Annotated in this window: 16 protein-coding genes and 2 tRNA genes; 13 read left to right on the top strand and 5 right to left on the bottom strand. The window is 55.2% G+C overall.

Going from position 1 to position 18,758, the window contains the following annotated elements; all coding sequences use genetic code 11:
- Positions 1–24 precede the first annotated feature (24 nt).
- Positions 25–1,413, top strand: a complete 1,389-nt coding sequence (dnaB, locus tag BM022_RS02495; protein ID WP_177191604.1) for a replicative DNA helicase — start codon at positions 25–27, stop codon at positions 1,411–1,413.
- A 48-nt stretch (positions 1,414–1,461) separates the two neighbouring features.
- Here the strand turns inward: dnaB and BM022_RS02490 are convergent, their stop codons facing one another.
- The 3 genes from BM022_RS02490 to queD all read right to left on the bottom strand — a co-directional run bounded on the left by BM022_RS02490 (position 1,462) and on the right by queD (position 4,018).
- Positions 1,462–2,907 carry a PhoH family protein gene (locus tag BM022_RS02490; protein WP_091136598.1) on the bottom strand — a complete coding sequence of 482 codons (1,446 nt, stop codon included), beginning with the start codon at positions 2,905–2,907 and terminating at the stop codon, positions 1,462–1,464.
- Entirely contained in the window at positions 2,897–3,373 is a 477-nt protein-coding gene (locus tag BM022_RS02485; RefSeq protein ID WP_091136597.1) for a peroxiredoxin, read from the bottom strand. Before BM022_RS02485 ends, BM022_RS02490 begins: the two co-directional genes overlap by 11 nt.
- Positions 3,374–3,568: 195 nt before the next feature.
- Positions 3,569–4,018 (bottom strand): 6-carboxytetrahydropterin synthase QueD, encoded by a 450-nt coding sequence (gene queD / locus BM022_RS02480; RefSeq protein ID WP_091136594.1) that lies wholly within the window; start codon positions 4,016–4,018, stop codon positions 3,569–3,571.
- A 15-nt stretch (positions 4,019–4,033) separates the two neighbouring features.
- On the opposite strand from queD, the gene BM022_RS02475 reads away from it, so the two are divergent.
- Entirely contained in the window at positions 4,034–4,894 is an 861-nt protein-coding gene (locus BM022_RS02475) for a radical SAM protein (protein ID WP_091136592.1), read from the top strand.
- A 262-nt stretch (positions 4,895–5,156) separates the two neighbouring features.
- Here the strand turns inward: BM022_RS02475 and BM022_RS02470 are convergent, their stop codons facing one another.
- Positions 5,157–5,441: a helix-turn-helix domain-containing protein gene (locus BM022_RS02470; protein ID WP_091136590.1), complete on the bottom strand. Its 285-nt coding sequence runs from the start codon at positions 5,439–5,441 to the stop codon at positions 5,157–5,159.
- Between the two features lie 585 nt (positions 5,442–6,026).
- On the opposite strand from BM022_RS02470, the gene BM022_RS02465 reads away from it, so the two are divergent.
- From BM022_RS02465 to BM022_RS02440, 6 genes are all read left to right on the top strand, one after another.
- A complete protein-coding gene (locus BM022_RS02465) occupies positions 6,027–7,256 on the top strand; it encodes an aspartate kinase (RefSeq protein WP_091136588.1) in 1,230 nt (409 codons plus the stop codon).
- A gap of 94 nt (positions 7,257–7,350) precedes the next feature.
- Positions 7,351–7,443 (top strand) — tRNA-Ser (locus tag BM022_RS02460).
- Between the two features lie 195 nt (positions 7,444–7,638).
- Entirely contained in the window at positions 7,639–9,420 is a 1,782-nt protein-coding gene (locus BM022_RS02455) for a glycoside hydrolase family 2 protein (protein ID WP_218146814.1), read from the top strand.
- A complete protein-coding gene (gene galT / locus BM022_RS02450) occupies positions 9,421–10,506 on the top strand; it encodes a galactose-1-phosphate uridylyltransferase (RefSeq protein ID WP_091136585.1) in 1,086 nt (361 codons plus the stop codon).
- A 70-nt stretch (positions 10,507–10,576) separates the two neighbouring features.
- Positions 10,577–11,680 carry a galactokinase gene (gene galK, locus BM022_RS02445; RefSeq protein ID WP_091136582.1) on the top strand — a complete coding sequence of 368 codons (1,104 nt, stop codon included), beginning with the start codon at positions 10,577–10,579 and terminating at the stop codon, positions 11,678–11,680.
- Positions 11,681–11,689: 9 nt separating this feature from the next.
- Positions 11,690–12,712, top strand: a complete 1,023-nt coding sequence (locus tag BM022_RS02440) for a zinc-dependent alcohol dehydrogenase family protein (protein ID WP_256208852.1) — start codon at positions 11,690–11,692, stop codon at positions 12,710–12,712.
- 47 nt (positions 12,713–12,759) lie between these two features.
- Here the strand turns inward: BM022_RS02440 and BM022_RS02435 are convergent, their stop codons facing one another.
- Positions 12,760–13,116 (bottom strand): DsrE family protein, encoded by a 357-nt coding sequence (locus BM022_RS02435; RefSeq protein ID WP_091136581.1) that lies wholly within the window; start codon positions 13,114–13,116, stop codon positions 12,760–12,762.
- 269 nt (positions 13,117–13,385) lie between these two features.
- Here BM022_RS02435 and BM022_RS02430 point away from each other — a divergent pair.
- The 5 genes from BM022_RS02430 to BM022_RS02410 all read left to right on the top strand — a co-directional run bounded on the left by BM022_RS02430 (position 13,386) and on the right by BM022_RS02410 (position 18,681).
- Positions 13,386–13,462 (top strand) — tRNA-Arg (locus BM022_RS02430).
- Positions 13,463–14,846: 1,384 nt separating this feature from the next.
- The gene (locus BM022_RS15380) at positions 14,847–15,020 is read left to right on the top strand and encodes a hypothetical protein (RefSeq protein WP_177191603.1); all 174 of its coding nucleotides are present in this window, start codon (positions 14,847–14,849) and stop codon (positions 15,018–15,020) included.
- Positions 15,013–17,808, top strand: a complete 2,796-nt coding sequence (locus BM022_RS02420; protein WP_091136578.1) for a DUF927 domain-containing protein — start codon at positions 15,013–15,015, stop codon at positions 17,806–17,808. Before BM022_RS15380 ends, BM022_RS02420 begins: the two co-directional genes overlap by 8 nt.
- Complete coding sequence (locus tag BM022_RS02415; protein WP_091136575.1) at positions 17,798–18,271, top strand: hypothetical protein; 474 nt, start codon at positions 17,798–17,800, stop codon at positions 18,269–18,271. The genes BM022_RS02420 and BM022_RS02415 overlap by 11 nt, the downstream gene beginning before the upstream one ends.
- Before the next feature lie 209 nt (positions 18,272–18,480).
- Positions 18,481–18,681, top strand: a complete 201-nt coding sequence (locus BM022_RS02410) for a hypothetical protein (RefSeq protein WP_091136573.1) — start codon at positions 18,481–18,483, stop codon at positions 18,679–18,681.
- Positions 18,682–18,758 lie beyond the last annotated feature (77 nt).

Here is an 18,758-nt window from a genome sequence, read left to right as displayed (position 1 = left end):
ATGCCTCCAAGCTCACGTGATCCCATGCCTGAATTCCTCACCGTCCCCGCCAGCGATCAATTGCTTGAAACCTACAAAATGCCTCCGCATTCCGTTGAAGCGGAGCAGTCTGTGCTGGGCGGGTTGATGCTTGATAACCACGCATGGGACAAGGTGGCCGATGTTCTTACCGAGGATGATTTTTATCGGCAGGATCATCGCCTCATTTACCGGCACATCTGCAAGCTGGTCGAGCATAGCAAACCGGCGGACGTGGTGACTGTGGCTGAGTCGCTGGAAATGTCGGCGGAACTGCAAAACGTGGGCGGCCTGGCATATGTGGGCGTAATTGTTCAGAATACCCCATCGGCCGCCAACATTAGGCGTTATGCGGAGATCGTTCGGGAGCGGTCAGTAATGCGCAAGCTCGCGCAAGTCGGCTCGGAAATCTCCGACTCCGCCTACAGCCCAGCGGGACGTTCCGCAGCGAATCTGCTGGATGAAGCCGAGGCGAAGGTATTCGAGATAGCTGAAGCGGGAGCACGGGGAAAGCAGGGGTTCGTCGATATTCAGCCGCTCCTCAAGCAGGTCGTGGAGCGGATCGAAACGCTATACAACCAGGATAATCCCAGCGATGTAACGGGTATTGCCACTGGCTTTCACGATCTCGACCAAAAAACCTCCGGCTTGCAGCCAGGCGACCTGGTCATTGTGGCTGGTCGACCGTCAATGGGAAAAACTGCTTTTGCCCTCAATATTGCGGAGCATGTGGCGCTTATGCTGGAGAAGGCCGTCGCGGTGTTCAGCATGGAAATGGGTGGCGCGCAGCTGGCGATGCGCATGTTGGGCTCGGTGGGGCGCCTGGATCAGCACAAAGTTCGTACGGGTCGTTTAGAGGACGAGGATTGGTCCAAGTTGACCCATGCATTGGGCAAGCTGAGCGATGCACCCCTCTTCATAGACGAAAGTGCCGCATTGAATGCGCTGGAATTGCGCGCGCGGGCGAGACGACTTCATCGCCAGCACGGCGAACTGGGACTGATCGTGGTCGATTATTTGCAGCTCATGTCCTCTTCCAGTCAGGGAGAGAATCGAGCCACCGAGATTTCCGAGATTTCACGTTCGCTTAAGGCGTTGGCAAAGGAACTCAACGTGCCCGTGGTCGCATTGTCACAATTGAACCGTAGCCTGGAACAGCGCCCCAACAAGCGTCCGGTCATGTCGGATCTACGTGAGTCTGGCGCCATAGAACAGGATGCAGACCTGATTCTTTTCATCTACCGGGATGAGGTCTATAACCCCGAGACACAGGATAAGGGGATTGCCGAGATCATCATAGGCAAGCAGCGTAACGGGCCGATAGGCAAGGTCGACCTGACTTTTCTTGGTGAATACACCCGATTCGAGAGCTACGCCAAGACCGGACATTATTAGCCAAGGATAGTTATCCGGCTCTCCATACCGGATTTCAAACCCATACGGCTATAACACCTCCGCCGCATAATCCGCCAGGCGCGAGCGCTCACCGCGCTGCAACGTCACGTGTCCGCTGTGGTTCCACCCTTTGAACCGGTCTACGACGTAAGTCAACCCCGAGCTGCCTTCCGACAAATATGGCGTATCGATCTGGGCAATATTACCTAGGCAGATAACTTTCGTGGCGGGTCCGGCGCGGGTAATGAGTGTTTTCATCTGCTTGGGAGTCAGGTTCTGAGCCTCGTCGATGATGAGAAACTTGTTGATGAAGGTACGTCCGCGCATGAAATTGAGCGATTTTATCTTGATGCGCGAGCGAATCAGATCAAGCGTGGCGGCGCGTCCCCATTCGCCGGCACTGCTGTCCGTCTTGTTGAGCACGTCGAGGTTGTCTTCCAGCGCGCCCATCCACGGTGTCATCTTTTCTTCTTCGGTGCCGGGTAAAAAACCGATGTCTTCTCCTACCGGCACCGTGACGCGAGTCATGATTATTTCGGAGTAAATCTTGTGCTCCAGTGTCTGCATCAGGCCGGCCGCCAGAGTGAGCAATGTCTTGCCTGTACCTGCCTGTCCCAGCAACGTGACGAAATCGATCTCCGGATTCATCAGCAAATTGAGCGCGAAATTTTGCTCACGGTTACGTGCGGTGATTCCCCACACGTTATTTTTATTATGTGTGTAGTCCTTCAGCGTTTGCAGAACGGCGGTTCCGCCGTTGCGCTCCCTGACCAGGGCATAGAACGGCTTGTCGTGCTCAAGGTAAACGAACTGGTTGACCATGAGATGCGCGCACAGGGGCCCGTTGACGCGATAAAACGTCTGGCCGCCCTGCTGCCACGATTCCATGTCCTTGCCGTGGTTATCCCAGAAATCCACCGGGAGCTCTTGTATTCCGGAGAATAGGAGATCGGTATCCTCAAGGACCTTGTCATTGAAATAGTCTTCCGCAGCCAGTCCAAGCGCGCGGGACTTGATGCGCATGTTGATGTCCTTGGAAACCAGGACGACCGTGCGGTTTTGATGAGTTTCATGCAAAAACTTAACTACGCCAATAATCTGATTGTCAGCGCTGCCGCTGGCCAGGCGCATGGGGAGAACGCTACTGATCGCCTGAGTCTGGAGAAACAGCCGCCCGGTCGCACTCTTGCTGCCGTGCGGTTGCAGCGGTATGCCTTCGTCAATGTCGGTGATCGCGCTGTTCACGATCTCATCCAGGAAACGGCTGGTTTGTCTCGCGTTCCGAGCCACTTCAGACATCCCTTTCTTGTTATTGTCGAGTTCCTCCAGGGTCATCATCGTGATGTAGATGTCGTGCTCCTGAAAGCGGAACAGGCTGGTGGGATCGTGCATCAGCACGTTGCTGTCGAGTACGAACAGCTTGGGATTGGCACGCAAACGGGTAACGGGAGTAATGGAAGAAGTCTGAGAGGAGGCGGTTTTTCTAGGACCCATGTCTCTCCCTCGGCAGTGTCTTGACGAATTCCAGCACTTCCTGAACATGGCCTGCCACCTTGACTCCTCGCCATTCCCTTCGCAATATTTGCTGCCCGTCCAGCACGAAGGTGCTACGCTCTATCCCCCGGACCTGTTTGCCGTACATGTTTTTCATCTTGATGACATTGAACAGTTTGCATACGGCTTCGTCCGCGTCGCTTAACAGCTCGAAAGGAAAGTCCATCTTCATTTTGAATCCCTCATGCGATTTTATACTGTCGCGCGAGATACCGACGATATCGCAATCGAGTGTAGCAAAGTCACCAGAAGCGTCACGAAACTCCTGACCCTCCGTCGTACACCCCGGGGTATTGTCTTTAGGATAAAAATAAATCACCAGATTTTTTCCTGAGGTTGCGGATAGATGGAAAACCTTGTTGCCAGTCGAGGGAAGCTCAAAATCGGGAATGGGTTGATTTAACATGAGTGGGAGATATAGATTGAACTTGTTTCATGTTAACAAAAAATTGCATGAAACAACGAAATTATCTTGGCGTTTTGAGGTGCAAGCTCGACGCAAAAAAACATCTTGCGGACACAACGCGCGATAGCGCGCTTCTGACTGCGGTTAGCGGAACCCGCCCATTGCGCCGCGGTCGAACTGTTCGAGATGAAGCGGTTACAATTTATCCCGAATCGCGTCCGCCCAGCAATTAGGCGTTTCGAACAGGCGCACCTGCTCAAGCCTCAGGTGGTTGCCATAAGTATCCCGATAGGCGGCATCGAGAATGCGAAATGCGGTAAGCGCGAGATTTTCGGCCGTGGGTGGGGTGTCGAGCACGACCGTTTTGTGGTCGTCCAGCGATTGGAGAAATTGCAACACGTCCAGGTCCTGGCGATAAACCAGAAATGCATGATCCCATAAATCCACCAAGGCAACATTGGCGATCCGCTTTACTTCGGAATAATCCATTACCATTCCTTGCTCGGCGGCGCCTGCCTCAGTGATAATGCTGCCCGACAAGGTAACTTCGATAGCGTAGCGGTGGCCGTGCAGGTGTCGGCATTTGCTGTGGTGCGAAGGGATGCGGTGGCCAGCGTCGAATTCCAGCCTGCGTGTAATTAACATTGGGGAATTGTAACATTGCAGCGGACCTCTAAACTATTGCATATCGGCGACCACAGCCGCGATATTGCAGGACTCACTTACGTTTATCCGGTGGTTTCCCGCCGCGCGGGCGGTGTGTCCATAGGCATCAACCTGAATCCCAACAATGCCTGTAACTGGCGTTGCGTTTATTGCCAGGTCCCCGATCTCAAGCGCGGCAGCGCGCCCCAGCTTGATCTGGTCACGCTCGAAGCAGAGTTGCGGACATTTTTGCACGAGATTGTGCATGGCGATTTCATGCAGACCCACGTCATTCCCGAGGCCCGCCGCATCAATGATATCGCCTTGTCCGGCAACGGCGAGCCCACTAGCGCGCGCGAATTCGCGCAAGTGATCGAGCTGATTGGGCGCGTGAAAGCCGATTACAATTTACCCAAAAACCTTAAACTGGTGTTGATCACCAATGGCAGTCTGGTCAACCGCCCCGGTGTGCAGGCGGGCGTGAGCGCGATGGCGGAGTTGAATGGGGAGGTCTGGTTCAAGCTGGACAGCGTCACTAGAGAAGGACGTCAGCGCATCAATAACACGCGGATGAGCTTGATGCGGATGCGAGAAAATTTACGGCTGGCGACGAGATTATGTCCCACCTGGCTGCAAACCTGCGTGTTCCAGATCAATGGCATGGCACCCCCTGTTGTGGAATCGGATGCGTATCTGAGCTTTCTCGAGAGCTTTCTGAACGAAGGCGAAAAACTGAAAGGCGTGCTGCTGTATGGTCTTGCCCGTCCCTCCATGCAGCCGGAGGCGCCCAGGCTGACAAAAGTAGATCAGGTCTGGATGGAAACGTTTTCAGCAAGAATTCAGGCTCTGGGTGTCGAAGTCAGGCTTAATCCTTGAGTTACGGCCCGTGATAAATTTCCTACGAAACGGCGGCAGCGACTGCAAAGATTGACCGGGACTTCTAGCGAACAGGGGCCTATATATTCGGCCTTATTTATCTGCTGCTATTATTGTCAGCAAAACGGCCTCCGGCCATGCCCCAGAACATCGAGACCTCGACGAAGCTTCTCTGCTGAGGTGATATAGCTAAAGCCGCTTGGGGGCAGGTGTCCCGAATGAAGAGTCTCAGCCAGCCCGGTGCGCGCTCAAAGCGCTCGCCTTATTTCGCTTTGGCGGCTTTCTTCAGGCTCTTGTACAAATCGGGATTCTGGCTTTTAAGCATTGCGGCTACGGCCAAATCATCCTTTTTGATCTTGCCGAGATCAATGTGTTCGATATGCACAAGCCGAACCAGCTCCCGTACGGGTCTCGGCATATTTCGTTCACTTTCATAACGGGAGCCACCACTCTGGGTGACGCCGACCTTGCTCCAGAAGTCATGCTGATTAAGACCCAATTTACGGCGTATTTCACGGGGATTGGATATTTCTTCGAAGAGTTTCATAAGCCAGCTCTCTACAGGTTATGTTAAGGGAGTATTGCACATTCATAAATTTAATTTGTTTTTTTATTCTGTGCAAGTATTAACTACATTCAGTTTGATTTATTTCGATTTTTTTAAACAGCCGCGCTTATCGTATTGCATATTTTTTTGGGGCTTCGAATACGTCCGCTAACGGCGTCGCGGGATCTGCCAAATGGGGGCTCCGGAGCATGCCCCATCCTGGTTTTCCGTTGCGCGCCGTCGCAGGCCAGGCTAAGCGCCCTGACCTAGAAGAATTTTTGCAACTTGTTGTTATGAATGCATTTGGGCATGAGCGATGGGCGCTTGCACGTGCGCATGCGGGCATCCAGTCAGGATCATGGAATGTATAGGTTGCTTGCGCAGATTCCATATTTCGGGACTCGGTTAGAGCATACCAACCATCTTTGCCAGTTTTATTTTCGGTAATCAGGTAAAATTCCGATCCAAGATACCTGTATTCGGTTTAACTAGAGTCAAATTCCACGGTCGTGGTAGCACGAATTGATCTGACATAATCCGTACGGCAGGGGTCTTTCTCCTCAATGTCGAAACGTTGGCACACTTGTGACACTTATTGTTCAAAAATACGGCGGCACATCAGTTGGAAGCACGGAGCGGATAAAAAATGTCGCGCGCCGTATCGCTAAATTTCAGTCTCGCGGTCACCGGATCGTAGTCGTGGTTTCCGCCATGAGCGGGGAAACAAATCGTCTTATTGCCCTGGCCAAGGAATTTCAGGCGAATCCCGAGCCAAGAGAGTTGGACGTAATGGTGTCAACCGGTGAGCAGGTTTCGGTTGCGTTGTTATCGATGGCGCTCGTTGATCTTGGCATTAAGGCGAAGAGCTATACCGGATCACAGGTTCGTATACTGACCGACAATGCGTATACCAAAGCCCGCATCCTTAAAATCGACGAGGAGAAGATACGCGCGGACCTGGATGCGGGATATGTCGTAGCCGTGGCGGGATTTCAGGGTGCGGATGAGGCGGGTAGCATAACCACACTTGGCCGCGGCGGATCGGACACGACTGCTGTCGCGTTAGCGGCAGCGCTCAAAGCGGACGAATGCCAGATTTATACCGATGTCGATGGTGTTTATACCACCGACCCTCGTATCGTGCCTGAAGCCCGCAGACTCCGGACCATTACCTTCGAGGAAATGCTGGAAATGGCGAGCCTCGGCTCAAAAGTTCTGCAGATCCGATCAGTGGAATTTGCCGGTAAATACAAGGTTAAATTACGGGTGCTGTCCAGTTTCGAGGAAGAAGGCGAGGGGACTCTGATTACTTTCGAGGAAGAAGAAAACATGGAACGCGCGATCATATCGGGTATCGCATTCAATCGTGACGAAGCCAAGATTACTGTGCAGGGTGTTCCGGATCGCCCGGGTATCGCCTATCAAATTCTTGGTCCCGTAGCCGATGCAAATATTGATGTGGATATGATTATCCAGAACGTTGGTCACGATGGTATGACCGATTTTTCGTTTACCGTAAACCGTAGCGACTTCGCCAGAACAGTAGACATACTCAAGAATCAGGTGCAGCCGCACATCGGTGCGCGCGGCGTAATCGGAGGCGACAGGATCGCCAAGGTATCCATCGTCGGCGTGGGGATGCGTTCCCATGTCGGCATCGCCAGCAGGATGTTTCGCGCCCTGGCGGAAGAGGGGATCAATATTCAGATGATCTCGACCTCTGAAATCAAGATTTCCGTGGTCGTGGACGAAAAATACATGGAACTCGCGGTCCGCGTGTTGCACAAGATATTTGAACTGGATCAGGAGTCGTGACAATCGCATGCTAGGCGCCGCGTCGCGGCGTCTGGTCAGTTCTCCTGTCGTTTGACCAGGAAGGTTTAAACCGCTATCCTAATGCGGCTTTTGTGGAGAGATGGCCGAGTGGTCGAAGGCGCTCCCCTGCTAAGGGAGTATAGGCTCAAAAGGCTTATCGAGGGTTCGAATCCCTCTCTCTCCGCCACACACCGCCCACCTGCGTTGCAGTCGCAATCTCCGGCGTATGGCATTGGCGCTGGACTGTTTATCAGTTTCTCAATTCAAATTCTTTTAGCCGGCATGTGACATCAGGTCACGTGTGTCGATTAGCTTCCTTGACCCTATACTGTTAAAGCAGCCCGAGTAAGTGGACGTAATGTCGCAATAAGGAGGAAATGCGTTGGAGTTTGCCTATCCCAGGCCCCAGATGCAGCGCTCGAATTGGACTTCGCTCAACGGGAAATGGCGCTTTTGCTATGACGATGCCTGCGAGTTCGCGGTTCCGTCTAACATCAAGTCGTGGCCGCTGGAGATCGAGGTGCCCTTCGCGCCCGAATCCAAGGCAAGCGGCATCGCCGATTGCGGCTTTCATCCGTTGTGCTGGTACGAGCGGGACTTTGAGTGTTTATCCTCTTCCGGACGCGTGATCCTGCGTTTTGGGGCGGTCGACTATGCGGCGCGCGTATGGGTCAATGGCTGCCTGGCGGTGACTCACGAGGGTGGGCATACACCATTCTGGGCCGACATAACCAGTATGCTCGATCCGTCCGGCAAACAGAAAGTGACCGTGCGGGTGGAAGACGACCCGCATGAGCTGGCCAAGCCGCGCGGTAAACAGGATTGGCAACTCGAGCCTCACGCGATCTGGTACCCAAGGACAACCGGTATATGGCAGTCGGTCTGGTTTGAACGCGTACCGGACAACTATATTGAAAAAATACGTTGGACCCCGCTCGTCGATACCTACGCTATCGGATTCGAGGCGCGCGTCATAGGCGTTCTAGCAAACGAGCTTACCCTGGATATTTCGCTGCGGCACGGAGAACGGCTGCTCGCGCATGACCGCTATCAGGTGGTGGACCGGGAGGTCGATCGCCTCATCATACTGTCAGACCCCGGAATTGATGATTTCCGCAATGAATTGCTATGGAGTCCTGAGCGGCCAACCCTGATTGACGCGACGGTCCGGCTCATGCGCGACGAGGAGGTGGTGGACGAGTTTACTTCCTATACCGCTTTGCGCTCTGTGCACATACTGCGAGACCGTTTCATGCTCAACGGAAGGCCCTACCTGCTTAGACTCGTGCTGGACCAGGGCTACTGGCCGGATACGCTGATGACGGCGCCGAGCGATGACGCGTTCCGGCGTGATGTGGAGCTTGCCAAGGCGATGGGTTTCAACGGCGTTCGCAAGCATCAAAAGATCGAAGATCCGCGCTATCTCTACTGGGCTGACAAATTGGGACTGATGGTGTGGGAGGAAATGCCATCCGCCTATCGGTTCACGCGCAGCGCAATCAAGCGAACCGTGCGCGAGTGGACCGAGGTCATCGAGCGGGACTATAGCCACCCCTGTGTCATCGTATGGGTGACGTTCAATGAGTCGTGGGGCGTGCCGGAACTCACTGCCATCGGTAAGCAGCGGCATGCGGTCGAAGCGCTGTATCACCTTACTAAAACGCTTGATGCCACCCGTCCAGTGATTGGCAATGACGGCTGGGAAAGCAGCGCCACGGATATCATCGGCATCCATGATTACGACGCCAACGTAGACCATCTGCGTCAGCGCTATGGGGCCGAAATCAAGCCCGAGCAACTATTCGACCGGCGCCGGCCGGGGGGGCGTATCCTGACCCTCGATGGTTACCCGCACCGGGGCCAGCCGATCGTGCTTTCCGAGTTTGGAGGCATAGCATTCAATAAATGCCCCCAGCCCGGCATCAAGCAGACCTGGGGCTACACGATGGCGAGAGACGATGTCGAATTCGGGCGCATGTATGCCGAACTCATAGAGGCGGTGATACACACGGCGCTTTTTAGCGGATTCTGCTACACTCAATTTGCCGATACCTTTCAGGAAGCGAACGGACTGCTCTGCGCCGACCGCACGCCGAAAATCCCGATTGAAGATATCGCAAAGGTTACCCGCACTTCGCCCACCCATATACCCGGAGGGGTGTGATTGTTTTCGCTGGAACTCACCAAACCGGATGGTCGGGGTCTCACTCTTTATTCTCGACGGCCCATCGATCCCAACATCAGCGCGCCGAGTCCGTTCGCCGAACCGCTCAGCGGGAGTCCGCATTTGCGCTGGCATCCGCTGCGCGGAGAATGGGTCACCTACGCGGCGTATCGGCAAGGGCGCACCTTCCTTCCACCCCCCGAATATAACCCGCTGGCGGTCACGGCCGATCCGGCCCATCCTACAGAACTGCCGGCCGGAGACTGGGACGTGGCGGTATTCGATAACCGTTTTCCGTCTCTCGCTGTACCCAGCGCGCAGCCTCTCGACCTGATCGTGCCCACCGCTCCAGCTGCCGGCTACTGTGAGGTAGTCGTGTTTACCCAGGATCCCCAAGCCTCCCTCGGGAAGCTGCCCTTGGCCCACATCGATCTGCTGCTGCAGGTCTGGGGCGACCGTACGGCCACGCTCGCCCGTCGGGGCGGCGTTGCGTATGTGCTACCGTTTGAAAACCGTGGTGCCGAAGTTGGCGTGACCCTTCACCATCCCCACGGCCAGATCTACGCCTATCCGGTTGTACCGCCCGTGCCTGTCCGAATGCAACAGGAGGCACAACAGCACTATGCCAAGGAGGGGCGGGGCGTGCTTCAGGATCTCATCGCCAAAGAGCTGGGCGACGGGACGCGCATCATTTATAAAAGTTCTCATTCCGTGGCTTTTGTACCAGTTTGCGCACGGTATCCGTATGAGGTGTGGGTCGCGCCCATCGAACCGGTAGAAAACTTTAATCAGCTTAGCGCAGAACAGCGTGCCGACTTGGCACGGGCGTTGAAGACGGTTTTGCTCAAGTATGACGGTTTATGGCAAAGGCCCTTTCCCTATCTGATGGCCTGGTATCAGGCCCCGACCGACGGCAGAGCCCATCCGGAGTCGCATTTGCACGCAGAGTTTTATCCTCCTTATCGCACGCGGGACCGGCTTAAATATCTTGCGGGGACAGAAATTGCCGCAGGCTTCTTTGCTATGGATGCGCTGCCTGAAGAAAAAGCACGCGAACTCCAGCAAGTCGAGATCATACTCGAATGAGTGCTTGCCTGGGCTATAGACACGATCCGGCGCGCATGCGTGAGGTTTTTTTCTACCTGAGAAGCAGCCGATGAGCAGCTTTGAGGAAGTGTTTGGAAGCGCGCCCGAAGTGGTGGCGGAGGCTCCAGGCCGGGTCAACCTGATGGGCGAGCACACCGATTACAACGATGGCTATGTACTGCCGATTGCGATCGAGCAGCGCACGCGCGTCCGTATACGGCCCAATGGCCAGGATGAGCACGTTCTTTATTCCGAGATGCTCGACCGGGTGGTGCGTTTTACGCTCGATAATGTCCCGGCCGAGCATTTTGCCACCTACGTGTATGGATGCCTGATGGAAGCGCGCGCGAATGGTATCGAAGCGCCGTCGTTGGACATCCATGTCCAGTCGAACGTGCCCGTAGGGGTCGGGCTATCCTCCAGCGCCGCGCTCGAGGTTGCGACATTACGCGCGTTGCGGGCGCTTACCGGGGCGCGACTGGACGATGTGCATCTTGCGCGACTGGGGCAGCGCGCAGAGATCGAATACGCCGGGGTCCGCTGCGGCATCATGGATCAGATGGCGTCGAGCCTTGCGGAAACGCGCAGAGCCCTGTTTCTCGATACACGGACCCTAGAGCGAAGGCTGGTTCCATTGCCACCCGCGTCCGCGGTGCTGGTAATCGATTCCGGCGTAGCGCGAACGCTTGCCGGTTCCGGTTACAACCAGCGGCGCGCCGAATGCGAGGAAGCGGCACAGCGGTTGGGCGTGCCCGCCTTGAGAGATGTCAAGGACATCACAGCGACCGATACCCTGCCTGAGCCCTTGCGTAGCAGGGCGCGCCACGTCATTAGCGAGAATGAACGCGTGTTACGGGCGGTGGATTGCACAAATGCGCGCGTTTTTGGCCTGATCATGAATGAGTCGCACGCCAGCATGCGCGACGATTTCCAGATGTCGGTGCCAGAGATCGATCATCTGGTTTCATTGCTGCAGGGGCATCCCGATGTGTATGGGGCGCGGCTGACCGGCGGAGGGTTCGGCGGCGCCTGCGTAGCACTGTGCGAATCAAATACATTGCAGGAAGTTGCGGCGGCGGTGCTGGGGGACTACGCACTCGCCGGTTTCGAGGGCCGCCTGCTCGTCCCTGCGCCAGCTGAGGCGGCAATTGATGCGCAAGAGGCCGGGTCATGACACGCCAGCATGCAAATGAATTCGCCTGGGCTCAATAAGGTCATGCGGGCCATGGTGCTGGACGCGCCACGAGAGCCAGTCAAGCTACGCTGCCTGCCTCGCCCCCAGCCTGCCGCAAGCGAGTTGCTCGTCAAAATCGCGGCCTGCGCTATTTGCCGCACTGACTTGCATGTGGTCGATGGCGAGCTACCTGATCCGAAATGTCCCATAATTCCAGGCCATGAAATCGTCGGCCGGATAGCAGCCCTGGGAAGCAATGTCGGGAATTTTTCCGTCGGCGAGCGGGTCGGTATTCCCTGGCTGGGCTGGACCTGCGGTAAGTGCCGGTACTGTCGCAGCGGCCACGAAAACTTATGCCCCGCCGCGCGCTTTACGGGATACCAAATTGACGGGGGCTATGCCGAATTTACTACCGCGGACGCGCGCTACTGTTTCCGTATCCCTGACGCTTACAGCGATGTCGAAGCTGCGCCTTTATTGTGCGCCGGACTGATCGGCTATAGAGCACTGAAAATGGCGGGTGACGCCGAAAAGGTTGGCATTTATGGTTTTGGCGCTGCTGCCCACATCGTGGCTCAAGTCCTGCGCCACCAGGGACGAACATTGTTCGCGTTCACCGCCCCAGGCGATACGGCCGCGCAGGAATTTGCGCTCGAAATGGGCGCGGCCTGGGCAGGCGGGTCCGACCTGCCATCGCCGGAACCGCTGGATGCAGCGGTAATCTTTGCCCCGGTGGGCGGATTGGTGCCTGCCGCGCTGCGCGCTATCCGTCCGGGCGGGATCGTGGTGTGCGGAGGGATACACATGAGCGAAATCCCTGCTTTTCCTTACGATATTCTCTGGCGTGAAAAACGCCTGGTTTCGGTGGCGAATCTTACGCGGCGCGATGCCGAGGAATTTCTCACCTTGGCGCCGCAGATCCCGGTCAGGGTGACGACCGAGACCTTTCCGTTAAGCTGCGCCAATACCGCCCTGGCGCGGCTCCGCGAGGGAAGGCTCATTGGCGCGGCGGTGCTCGTTCCGCAACATTAAAGCCGGGTGCAAATCCCGATGGCCGGGGCCGCGAAATCGGCCGACGCTCAGAACGCCACGCACTTCTCCCGTTCCGCCACTGCCTTGATATAGTCGCCCATGGTCTTGATCACGGCGCCCGCGATCAGATCGGGCTCTGCAACTTTTCTTGCCACCGCACAAGCGCCGCAAACCCACACCGGAATGCCGGCAGCCTGAATCGCGGCCAGGAGATCCTTGAGCGGCGGGAGGTTAACTCCAACCACATTGTCGCCTATGCCGGGCCGGGCCAGCGTGACAGCCTCATTCCAGAGGAACAGAACCACGTCGTGGCCTTGCTCACGCGCGACCTTTGCCGCCATGAAGGGCAGGGTGGCCATGGTTGGGTCGTTCGTTCCCCTGCTGCCGGAGATGATGAATTGCATGGTGGTATCCTTTATGAAAAGTGATTCAAATGGCGGGCAAAGGCATGAACTGAAGCGGCACATCCATCCGTGTACCAGATTGAGATGTATCCGGAGAATTATAGGAGATTCCGAAACAGGGATGCGTATCGCTGGCGTCATAGGCCAACGATTTGCTAAACAGGCCCAGGCAGGAGCAGCTGCGGAATTGCTTTGACTCGATGCCGTGCCAGTCTGATATAATTGCGCCCGGCAATCTCAAAAATACCGAGCAATGTTGCCCCGTCTTAGCGCCCGTAGCTCAGTTGGATAGAGTACTTGGCTACGAACCAAGGGGTCGTGGGTTCGAATCCTGCCGGGCGCGCCAAAAATTCAATGGCTTACATGTCTTTTCTTGTAAGCCATTTTTATTTCGGCTATCCATGGGTAAACTTATGGGTAAACTAGAAAAATGTTGGGCGCTGCACAACTCCTGAATTTTCTGTACCCGATGGTTGTCTCGTTCTCTCTTGCTTGCGCTAGAAATGGTGGCAATGTATTGCAAGCCTCAATTGGCTAGATTACGTGACGTCCCTCGCGGCTTTAGCCCTCTTTCCCGGATTCCCGGATCGTAAGTTAACGAATGCGTCAATGATGTGAGTCAGGCCGGAGCGTAGGTCATTGCTGGCATGACCGCCCATTGGCGAGCTCATCAGTAAATCAACATCTACTAGTTAAGCCCAAGGGCTAAAAATGCCATTTGCAGCGGATCGATGAAATTTTGAATCGAGTTTGCGAAGCAGGAGGTAGGCATATGTTGTGCGCTACGGGCCACAGGCCAACCGGTACGACGGCTACCTCATCAGCAGCAAGACCGGGACAGAAATAATTCCCCGATATGAAAATAGCAGCTGATCCCTCCTCCCACAGGCGAGACAGCTAGCAATAACTCCACCTATTTTTCCATCTGCGACAATACGTGCGCGTCCTCTTGTACGTTTTCGTATTGGGAACGCATTGATTTTTCAGAACGTTTCTGTATATTATTCGTCAACGCTGGACGTAGCTAACCCGGCAACCACAAAATGTTGAGGTGGCAGGTCTAGTAATAAAATGGCCCGAGACGCTGTAACGTCTCAGGCCATTCTGCAACACGAGTGGAAACCCGGATGCATTTTAAATTACAGGTCCGTCTCTAATAGAACCCTTAATTTGTCGCAAAAAAACTGCGACATCTGTATTCTCAATGATGAATACAGAAAGTGCAATGAAAATAAATACGAACAGTGTTCGTGTGTTCTTAATGTTCGTATGACCGGGTTTCCTTTTTTGATCTGATGAAAAGAGGAAACAGCAAATTGCAAAAAATTCAAAATCCGGGAGCGGACAACCTTCGCGACCTTCTAAGGAAAAAGGTCCGCTCTGATGAGAGGGCAACCAGAACGCAACGGAAGCCAAAAGGGAAGAGCACAGCTGCGAAAGTAGGAGAAAGCGACGACGAAGACGACCACCCATGCGTGACCAAGCCCCGGGCGCAGTTCGCGGGCTCGCTAACCCAACTTCCGCAGGAGGGGTACGTTCGTCTGACTGCAATTATCGGTAATCCTAGAGCCAACCCTCCAGTGGTTGGGGTTTTCCCGGTTAGCAGATCGCATTTCCTAAATGGTGTTAAGGAGGGTATCTATCCGCCCCCTGTGAAACTTTCCGCCAGAGTTACCGCCTGGTCGGTGGATTCCATAAGGGAACTACTCAGTCGCGTGGGGGAATAAGTCATGGCTACACTACGCGAAACCTCCGGGGACGTCCCGGCGGTAAGGGGAAGTCACGCCCGAAAATCCGTCTCAGCAGTAATCAAATCCCTCATTGTTGGCGCTGCGTGCCGTGGCTTAATTCCCTTCAAGCTGGCCGACTGGCTTATCCAGCGCGGAGGGCTACGCAATGCTTAGTCCTATGGAGCAGTTCCGAACGGCAATTCAAACGGCAGGGCTGAACCCCCCAGATGTAATTGAAGCAGACGGAAAGTTGCATCGCTTTTCGACTAATGGCAGGCCGGACGATGATGCCGGATGGTACGTATATCACGGTAATGTCGTTCCCGCGTCCGGCGCCTTGGGTGACTGGCGCAGCGGGGTTAACCAAACTTGGCGAGCAGACATCGGCCGTCCCCTAACTCCGGCTGAGCAGCGTGAACATCGGGCCAGGTTGGATGCCATGCATGAGCAACGCGAAGCGGAGACAACCCAGCGCAGGAAACAGGCACGTGAAAGGGCCGAACAAATCTGGGCGAAGGCCGTCCCCTGCTTCGATCACCCCTACCTTACCTCTAAGCACATCCGAGCATGCGGAGCACGGCAATACAAAGATGTGCTTGTAGTCCCCCTGTGGGCGGACGACGTAATTCATTCCCTGCAATTCATCAATGCGGATGGCAACAAGAAGTTTTTGCTTGGCGGACGGGTGAGAGGTTGCTATTTCATAATGGGCGACCCCACCGGCGCTACGGTCCTATGTATCGCCGAAAGCTTCTCAACGGGCGCCAGTGTCCATGAAGCGACGGGGTATCCGGTAGTTGTAGCCTTTGGCGCGGCCAACCTCAGTGCGGTCGCAAAAGTCATGAGTGAAAGATTTCCGCATGCATCGCTGGTCATCTGCGCTGACGATGACTACGCGACTCCCGGGAACCCAGGATTGACAGCGGCAACTGAAGCGGCGCAGGCCGTGGGTGGAGCGGTGGCGGTTCCAGACTTTGGCCTAGACAGACCGGAGGGAGCAACAGACTTCAACGATATGGGAGCGCATTGCGGGATTGAGGCAGTCAAGCATGCAATAGTGAGCGCGGCCGCTGCCCAGATAGACGATCATCAAGGCGAGAAAAACGAGATCGAGGAGGATGCTGAGGTATCACAGGTATCAGGGGTGCAAGCCGGTAAAGACGGATATTTCGCTGTTACCCCTGCTGCTCCTACTAGGGTATCAGGTGTATCAGACGGACCGGATGCGTCAGGCCCTCCAAACGCGATTCCTGACGGAGATACGCGTCCTACTTTCCGCGTCTTTGATGAGGGGTTGAAGGACGGCGACCAGGAATTCAAGCCTGGCGTGTGGTACTTCGATACCGACAAGGATGACAACCTGACCCACACACGGGTATGTTCCCCTCTGCACGTTGTCGCCGTGACCTCTGACGGCCACCAACATAACTTCGGGCGCTTGCTCCGCTTGCGGAATACCCTTGGGCACTGGCGAGAATGGGCAATGCCAATGGAGATGTTGCGCGGGGCAGGGGATGACTTACGCGGCGAACTGCTGGCAATGGGAGTGGAAATCGAACCTGGCTTGGGGGCTCGGCGTCTGCTCTCCACCTACCTTCAGGCCGAGCCACCTTCCCGTCAGATGCGGTGCGCCTTGCAAGTGGGTTGGTGCGGGGGTTCTTTCATATTGCCCGATACGGTAATTGGGCCTAAGGCGTCGGATGTAATTTTCCAAAGCAGCGTGTGCGGGAATGACGAACACACTGTGGCTGGAACGCTGGCCGGGTGGCAGGAGGAAATATCGTCAAAAGCAGTGCGTAATCCGCTTTTACTGCTGGCTTTGTCAGCGGCGTTTACGGGACCAATGCTGGCATTGTGTAACGTTGAGGGTGGGGGCATGCACTTTGTCGGCGACTCCTCCACTGGCAAAACGACCTTGCTCGAAGCGGCCTGTTCCGTCTGGGGTGGACCCAATTACCGCAGAAGCTGGCGTGCGACAGCCAACGGCATGGAAGGCGCGGCCGCACTATTCAATGACTGTCTGCTAGCCGTGGATGAAATCAGCGAGTGCAATCCTCATGAAGTCGGTGCAATCATCTATGCCTTGAGTAACGGTCGCGGCAAGCAAAGAGCGGGCAGGGCTGGCAATGCTCGTGCTGTAACACGCTGGCGGTGTTTCGTCCTCTCCAGCGGGGAGCGCAGTATTGAAACGACAATGCAGGAAGCTGGACATCGACCAAAGGCTGGACAGGCAGTGCGATTGTTGGATCTATCCGTGGCGCGGCCCTTCGGTGCATGGGATGATTTGCACAACCTGCCTAGTGGCACCGCCTTTTCGGACGCAATCAAACGCGCGGCAGTTACACATCATGGACATGCAGGTCGAACCTTTCTTGAAAAACTGACGCGTGACGAGCGGGATTTCTGTGCGTATCTCGAACGCGTCAGGTCATTGCCTGAGTTTGCGGCAGAGGGGGGTGAGGGGCAGGAGAAACGTACAGCAGCACGTTTTGCCCTATTGGCGCTGGCCGGTGAGCTGGCGACCGAATATGGGATAACAGGGTGGCCCGCAGGTGCTGCAACCAAGGCGGCGGCGGAGGGCTTTAAGGCTTGGCAAGCTTCGCGGGGAAGTGGCAATAATGAGCGCCAGCAGATCCTTGAGCAGGTCTCGGCCTTTATAGAACGGCACGGGGATTCTCGTTTTTCGGATGGGGATTCGACCGACGAAAGTCAAACCTATAATCGCGCGGGATGGTGGGAGGAGTCTCCCGAAGGCAGGATTTATCTTTTTTCTGCAACAGGGCTGCAGGAAGCCTTGAAGGGCTTCGACTACAAGCGGGCGCTGAATGTCTTGCAGGAAGCCGGGGCTTTGCCTAAGTCCGATGCAAGCGGTAGAAAATCAAAATTCAGGCGACCAGGTGGGAAAGGAGGAAAGTATTATCCCATCCGACCAGATAAGCTGGAAGATGATCATGACGCTTGATGAGCTCCTAACATCATTGGAAAGGAGGGGAGGTGATACCCCTGATACACCAGGCAACTTGGTACAGGTATCAGCGAAAGCCGCACAAACAGGCGTTTGCACCCCTGATACCCCTGATACCCGGCAACACATCAGTGCAGAAGTTGTGGTGCCAAATCAAGGAACAACATCGCAGTGGTGGCGGTTTCATTACGCCCAAGGCGATTCGAAGGAAGCTTCCTATAGTCCCGCAGCTACTCATGCAGAGGCAATGTCTGGGGAACCAGATGCAATAAAGGCAGAACCATTTGAGCCGCTGCTCCGGCAGCCACGCGCGCCGTTAAGCCAAGAAGAGGAAGCCATCCTACTGGATTGGCTGGGGCGTATAGGCGAAACGGATGAGGTACTAATCAACGCAATGCTACATCAGTGCCAAACCGATCAGGATGCGAGAGATTTTTTCATTGGATTGGCGGAACAATAGCGGGGAGTAGCGGAGTTGAACAAGTACTGGAACTGAACTCACGCTAAAACAGCAACGCTTTGCAGCAGATATTGCGTTGATCTAAATGCTACTGCTGCATACAGACGTGCTGTCTATAGCGCCAAGGCAACTAAACTGAAGCCCGTGGATTAGACGAGAAGGCAGCTTGCCATACGCGATCTGGTGGTCAACTTTCGATTGGAAGCCAAATGAAACAGCAAATAGAAAGCGCAAAACATCAGCCTGTAACCATTGATGGGACAAGGGGTACGTATAGCCCTACCCCCCCGAAGATAAAGCTGAACACGCTGGACGATGTGCGCCGTGAGACAGCGCGCGTGTATCGCGAGGCAAGAGGTGTCAACGCCGGTTTAAAACTGACCCACTTTTTGGTTATTTGGCCGGAATAAAACTGACCCACCCGGACATTTAATTTTACTAAGCCTTGACCTTTACATGCCCGGCTTTGCGTTTATCCTTGAGCCGG

It is taken from the genome of Nitrosospira sp. Nsp14 (assembly GCF_900113575.1).
Taxonomy (GTDB): domain Bacteria; phylum Pseudomonadota; class Gammaproteobacteria; order Burkholderiales; family Nitrosomonadaceae; genus Nitrosospira.
Note: the sequence above shows the minus strand (reverse complement) of the source record. Positions and strands in the feature narration are given on the sequence as shown.

Excerpts from the sequence above, each read along its gene's own strand:
- BM022_RS02410 (WP_091136573.1), top strand. The coding sequence starts at position 18,481 with ATGAAACAGCAAATAGAAAGCGCAAAACATCAGCCTGTAACCATTGAT.
- BM022_RS02490 (WP_091136598.1), bottom strand. The coding sequence starts at position 2,907 with ATGGGTCCTAGAAAAACCGCCTCCTCTCAGACTTCTTCCATTACTCCC.
- BM022_RS02420 (WP_091136578.1), top strand. The coding sequence starts at position 15,013 with ATGCTTAGTCCTATGGAGCAGTTCCGAACGGCAATTCAAACGGCAGGG.
- BM022_RS02440 (WP_256208852.1), top strand. The coding sequence starts at position 11,690 with ATGCAAATGAATTCGCCTGGGCTCAATAAGGTCATGCGGGCCATGGTG.
- BM022_RS02470 (WP_091136590.1), bottom strand. The coding sequence starts at position 5,441 with ATGAAACTCTTCGAAGAAATATCCAATCCCCGTGAAATACGCCGTAAA.
- galK (WP_091136582.1), top strand. The coding sequence starts at position 10,577 with ATGAGCAGCTTTGAGGAAGTGTTTGGAAGCGCGCCCGAAGTGGTGGCG.
- BM022_RS02485 (WP_091136597.1), bottom strand. The coding sequence starts at position 3,373 with ATGTTAAATCAACCCATTCCCGATTTTGAGCTTCCCTCGACTGGCAAC.
- BM022_RS15380 (WP_177191603.1), top strand. The coding sequence starts at position 14,847 with ATGGCTACACTACGCGAAACCTCCGGGGACGTCCCGGCGGTAAGGGGA.
- queD (WP_091136594.1), bottom strand. The coding sequence starts at position 4,018 with ATGTTAATTACACGCAGGCTGGAATTCGACGCTGGCCACCGCATCCCT.
- BM022_RS02435 (WP_091136581.1), bottom strand. The coding sequence starts at position 13,116 with ATGCAATTCATCATCTCCGGCAGCAGGGGAACGAACGACCCAACCATG.
- BM022_RS02415 (WP_091136575.1), top strand. The coding sequence starts at position 17,798 with ATGACGCTTGATGAGCTCCTAACATCATTGGAAAGGAGGGGAGGTGAT.
- dnaB (WP_177191604.1), top strand. The coding sequence starts at position 25 with ATGCCTGAATTCCTCACCGTCCCCGCCAGCGATCAATTGCTTGAAACC.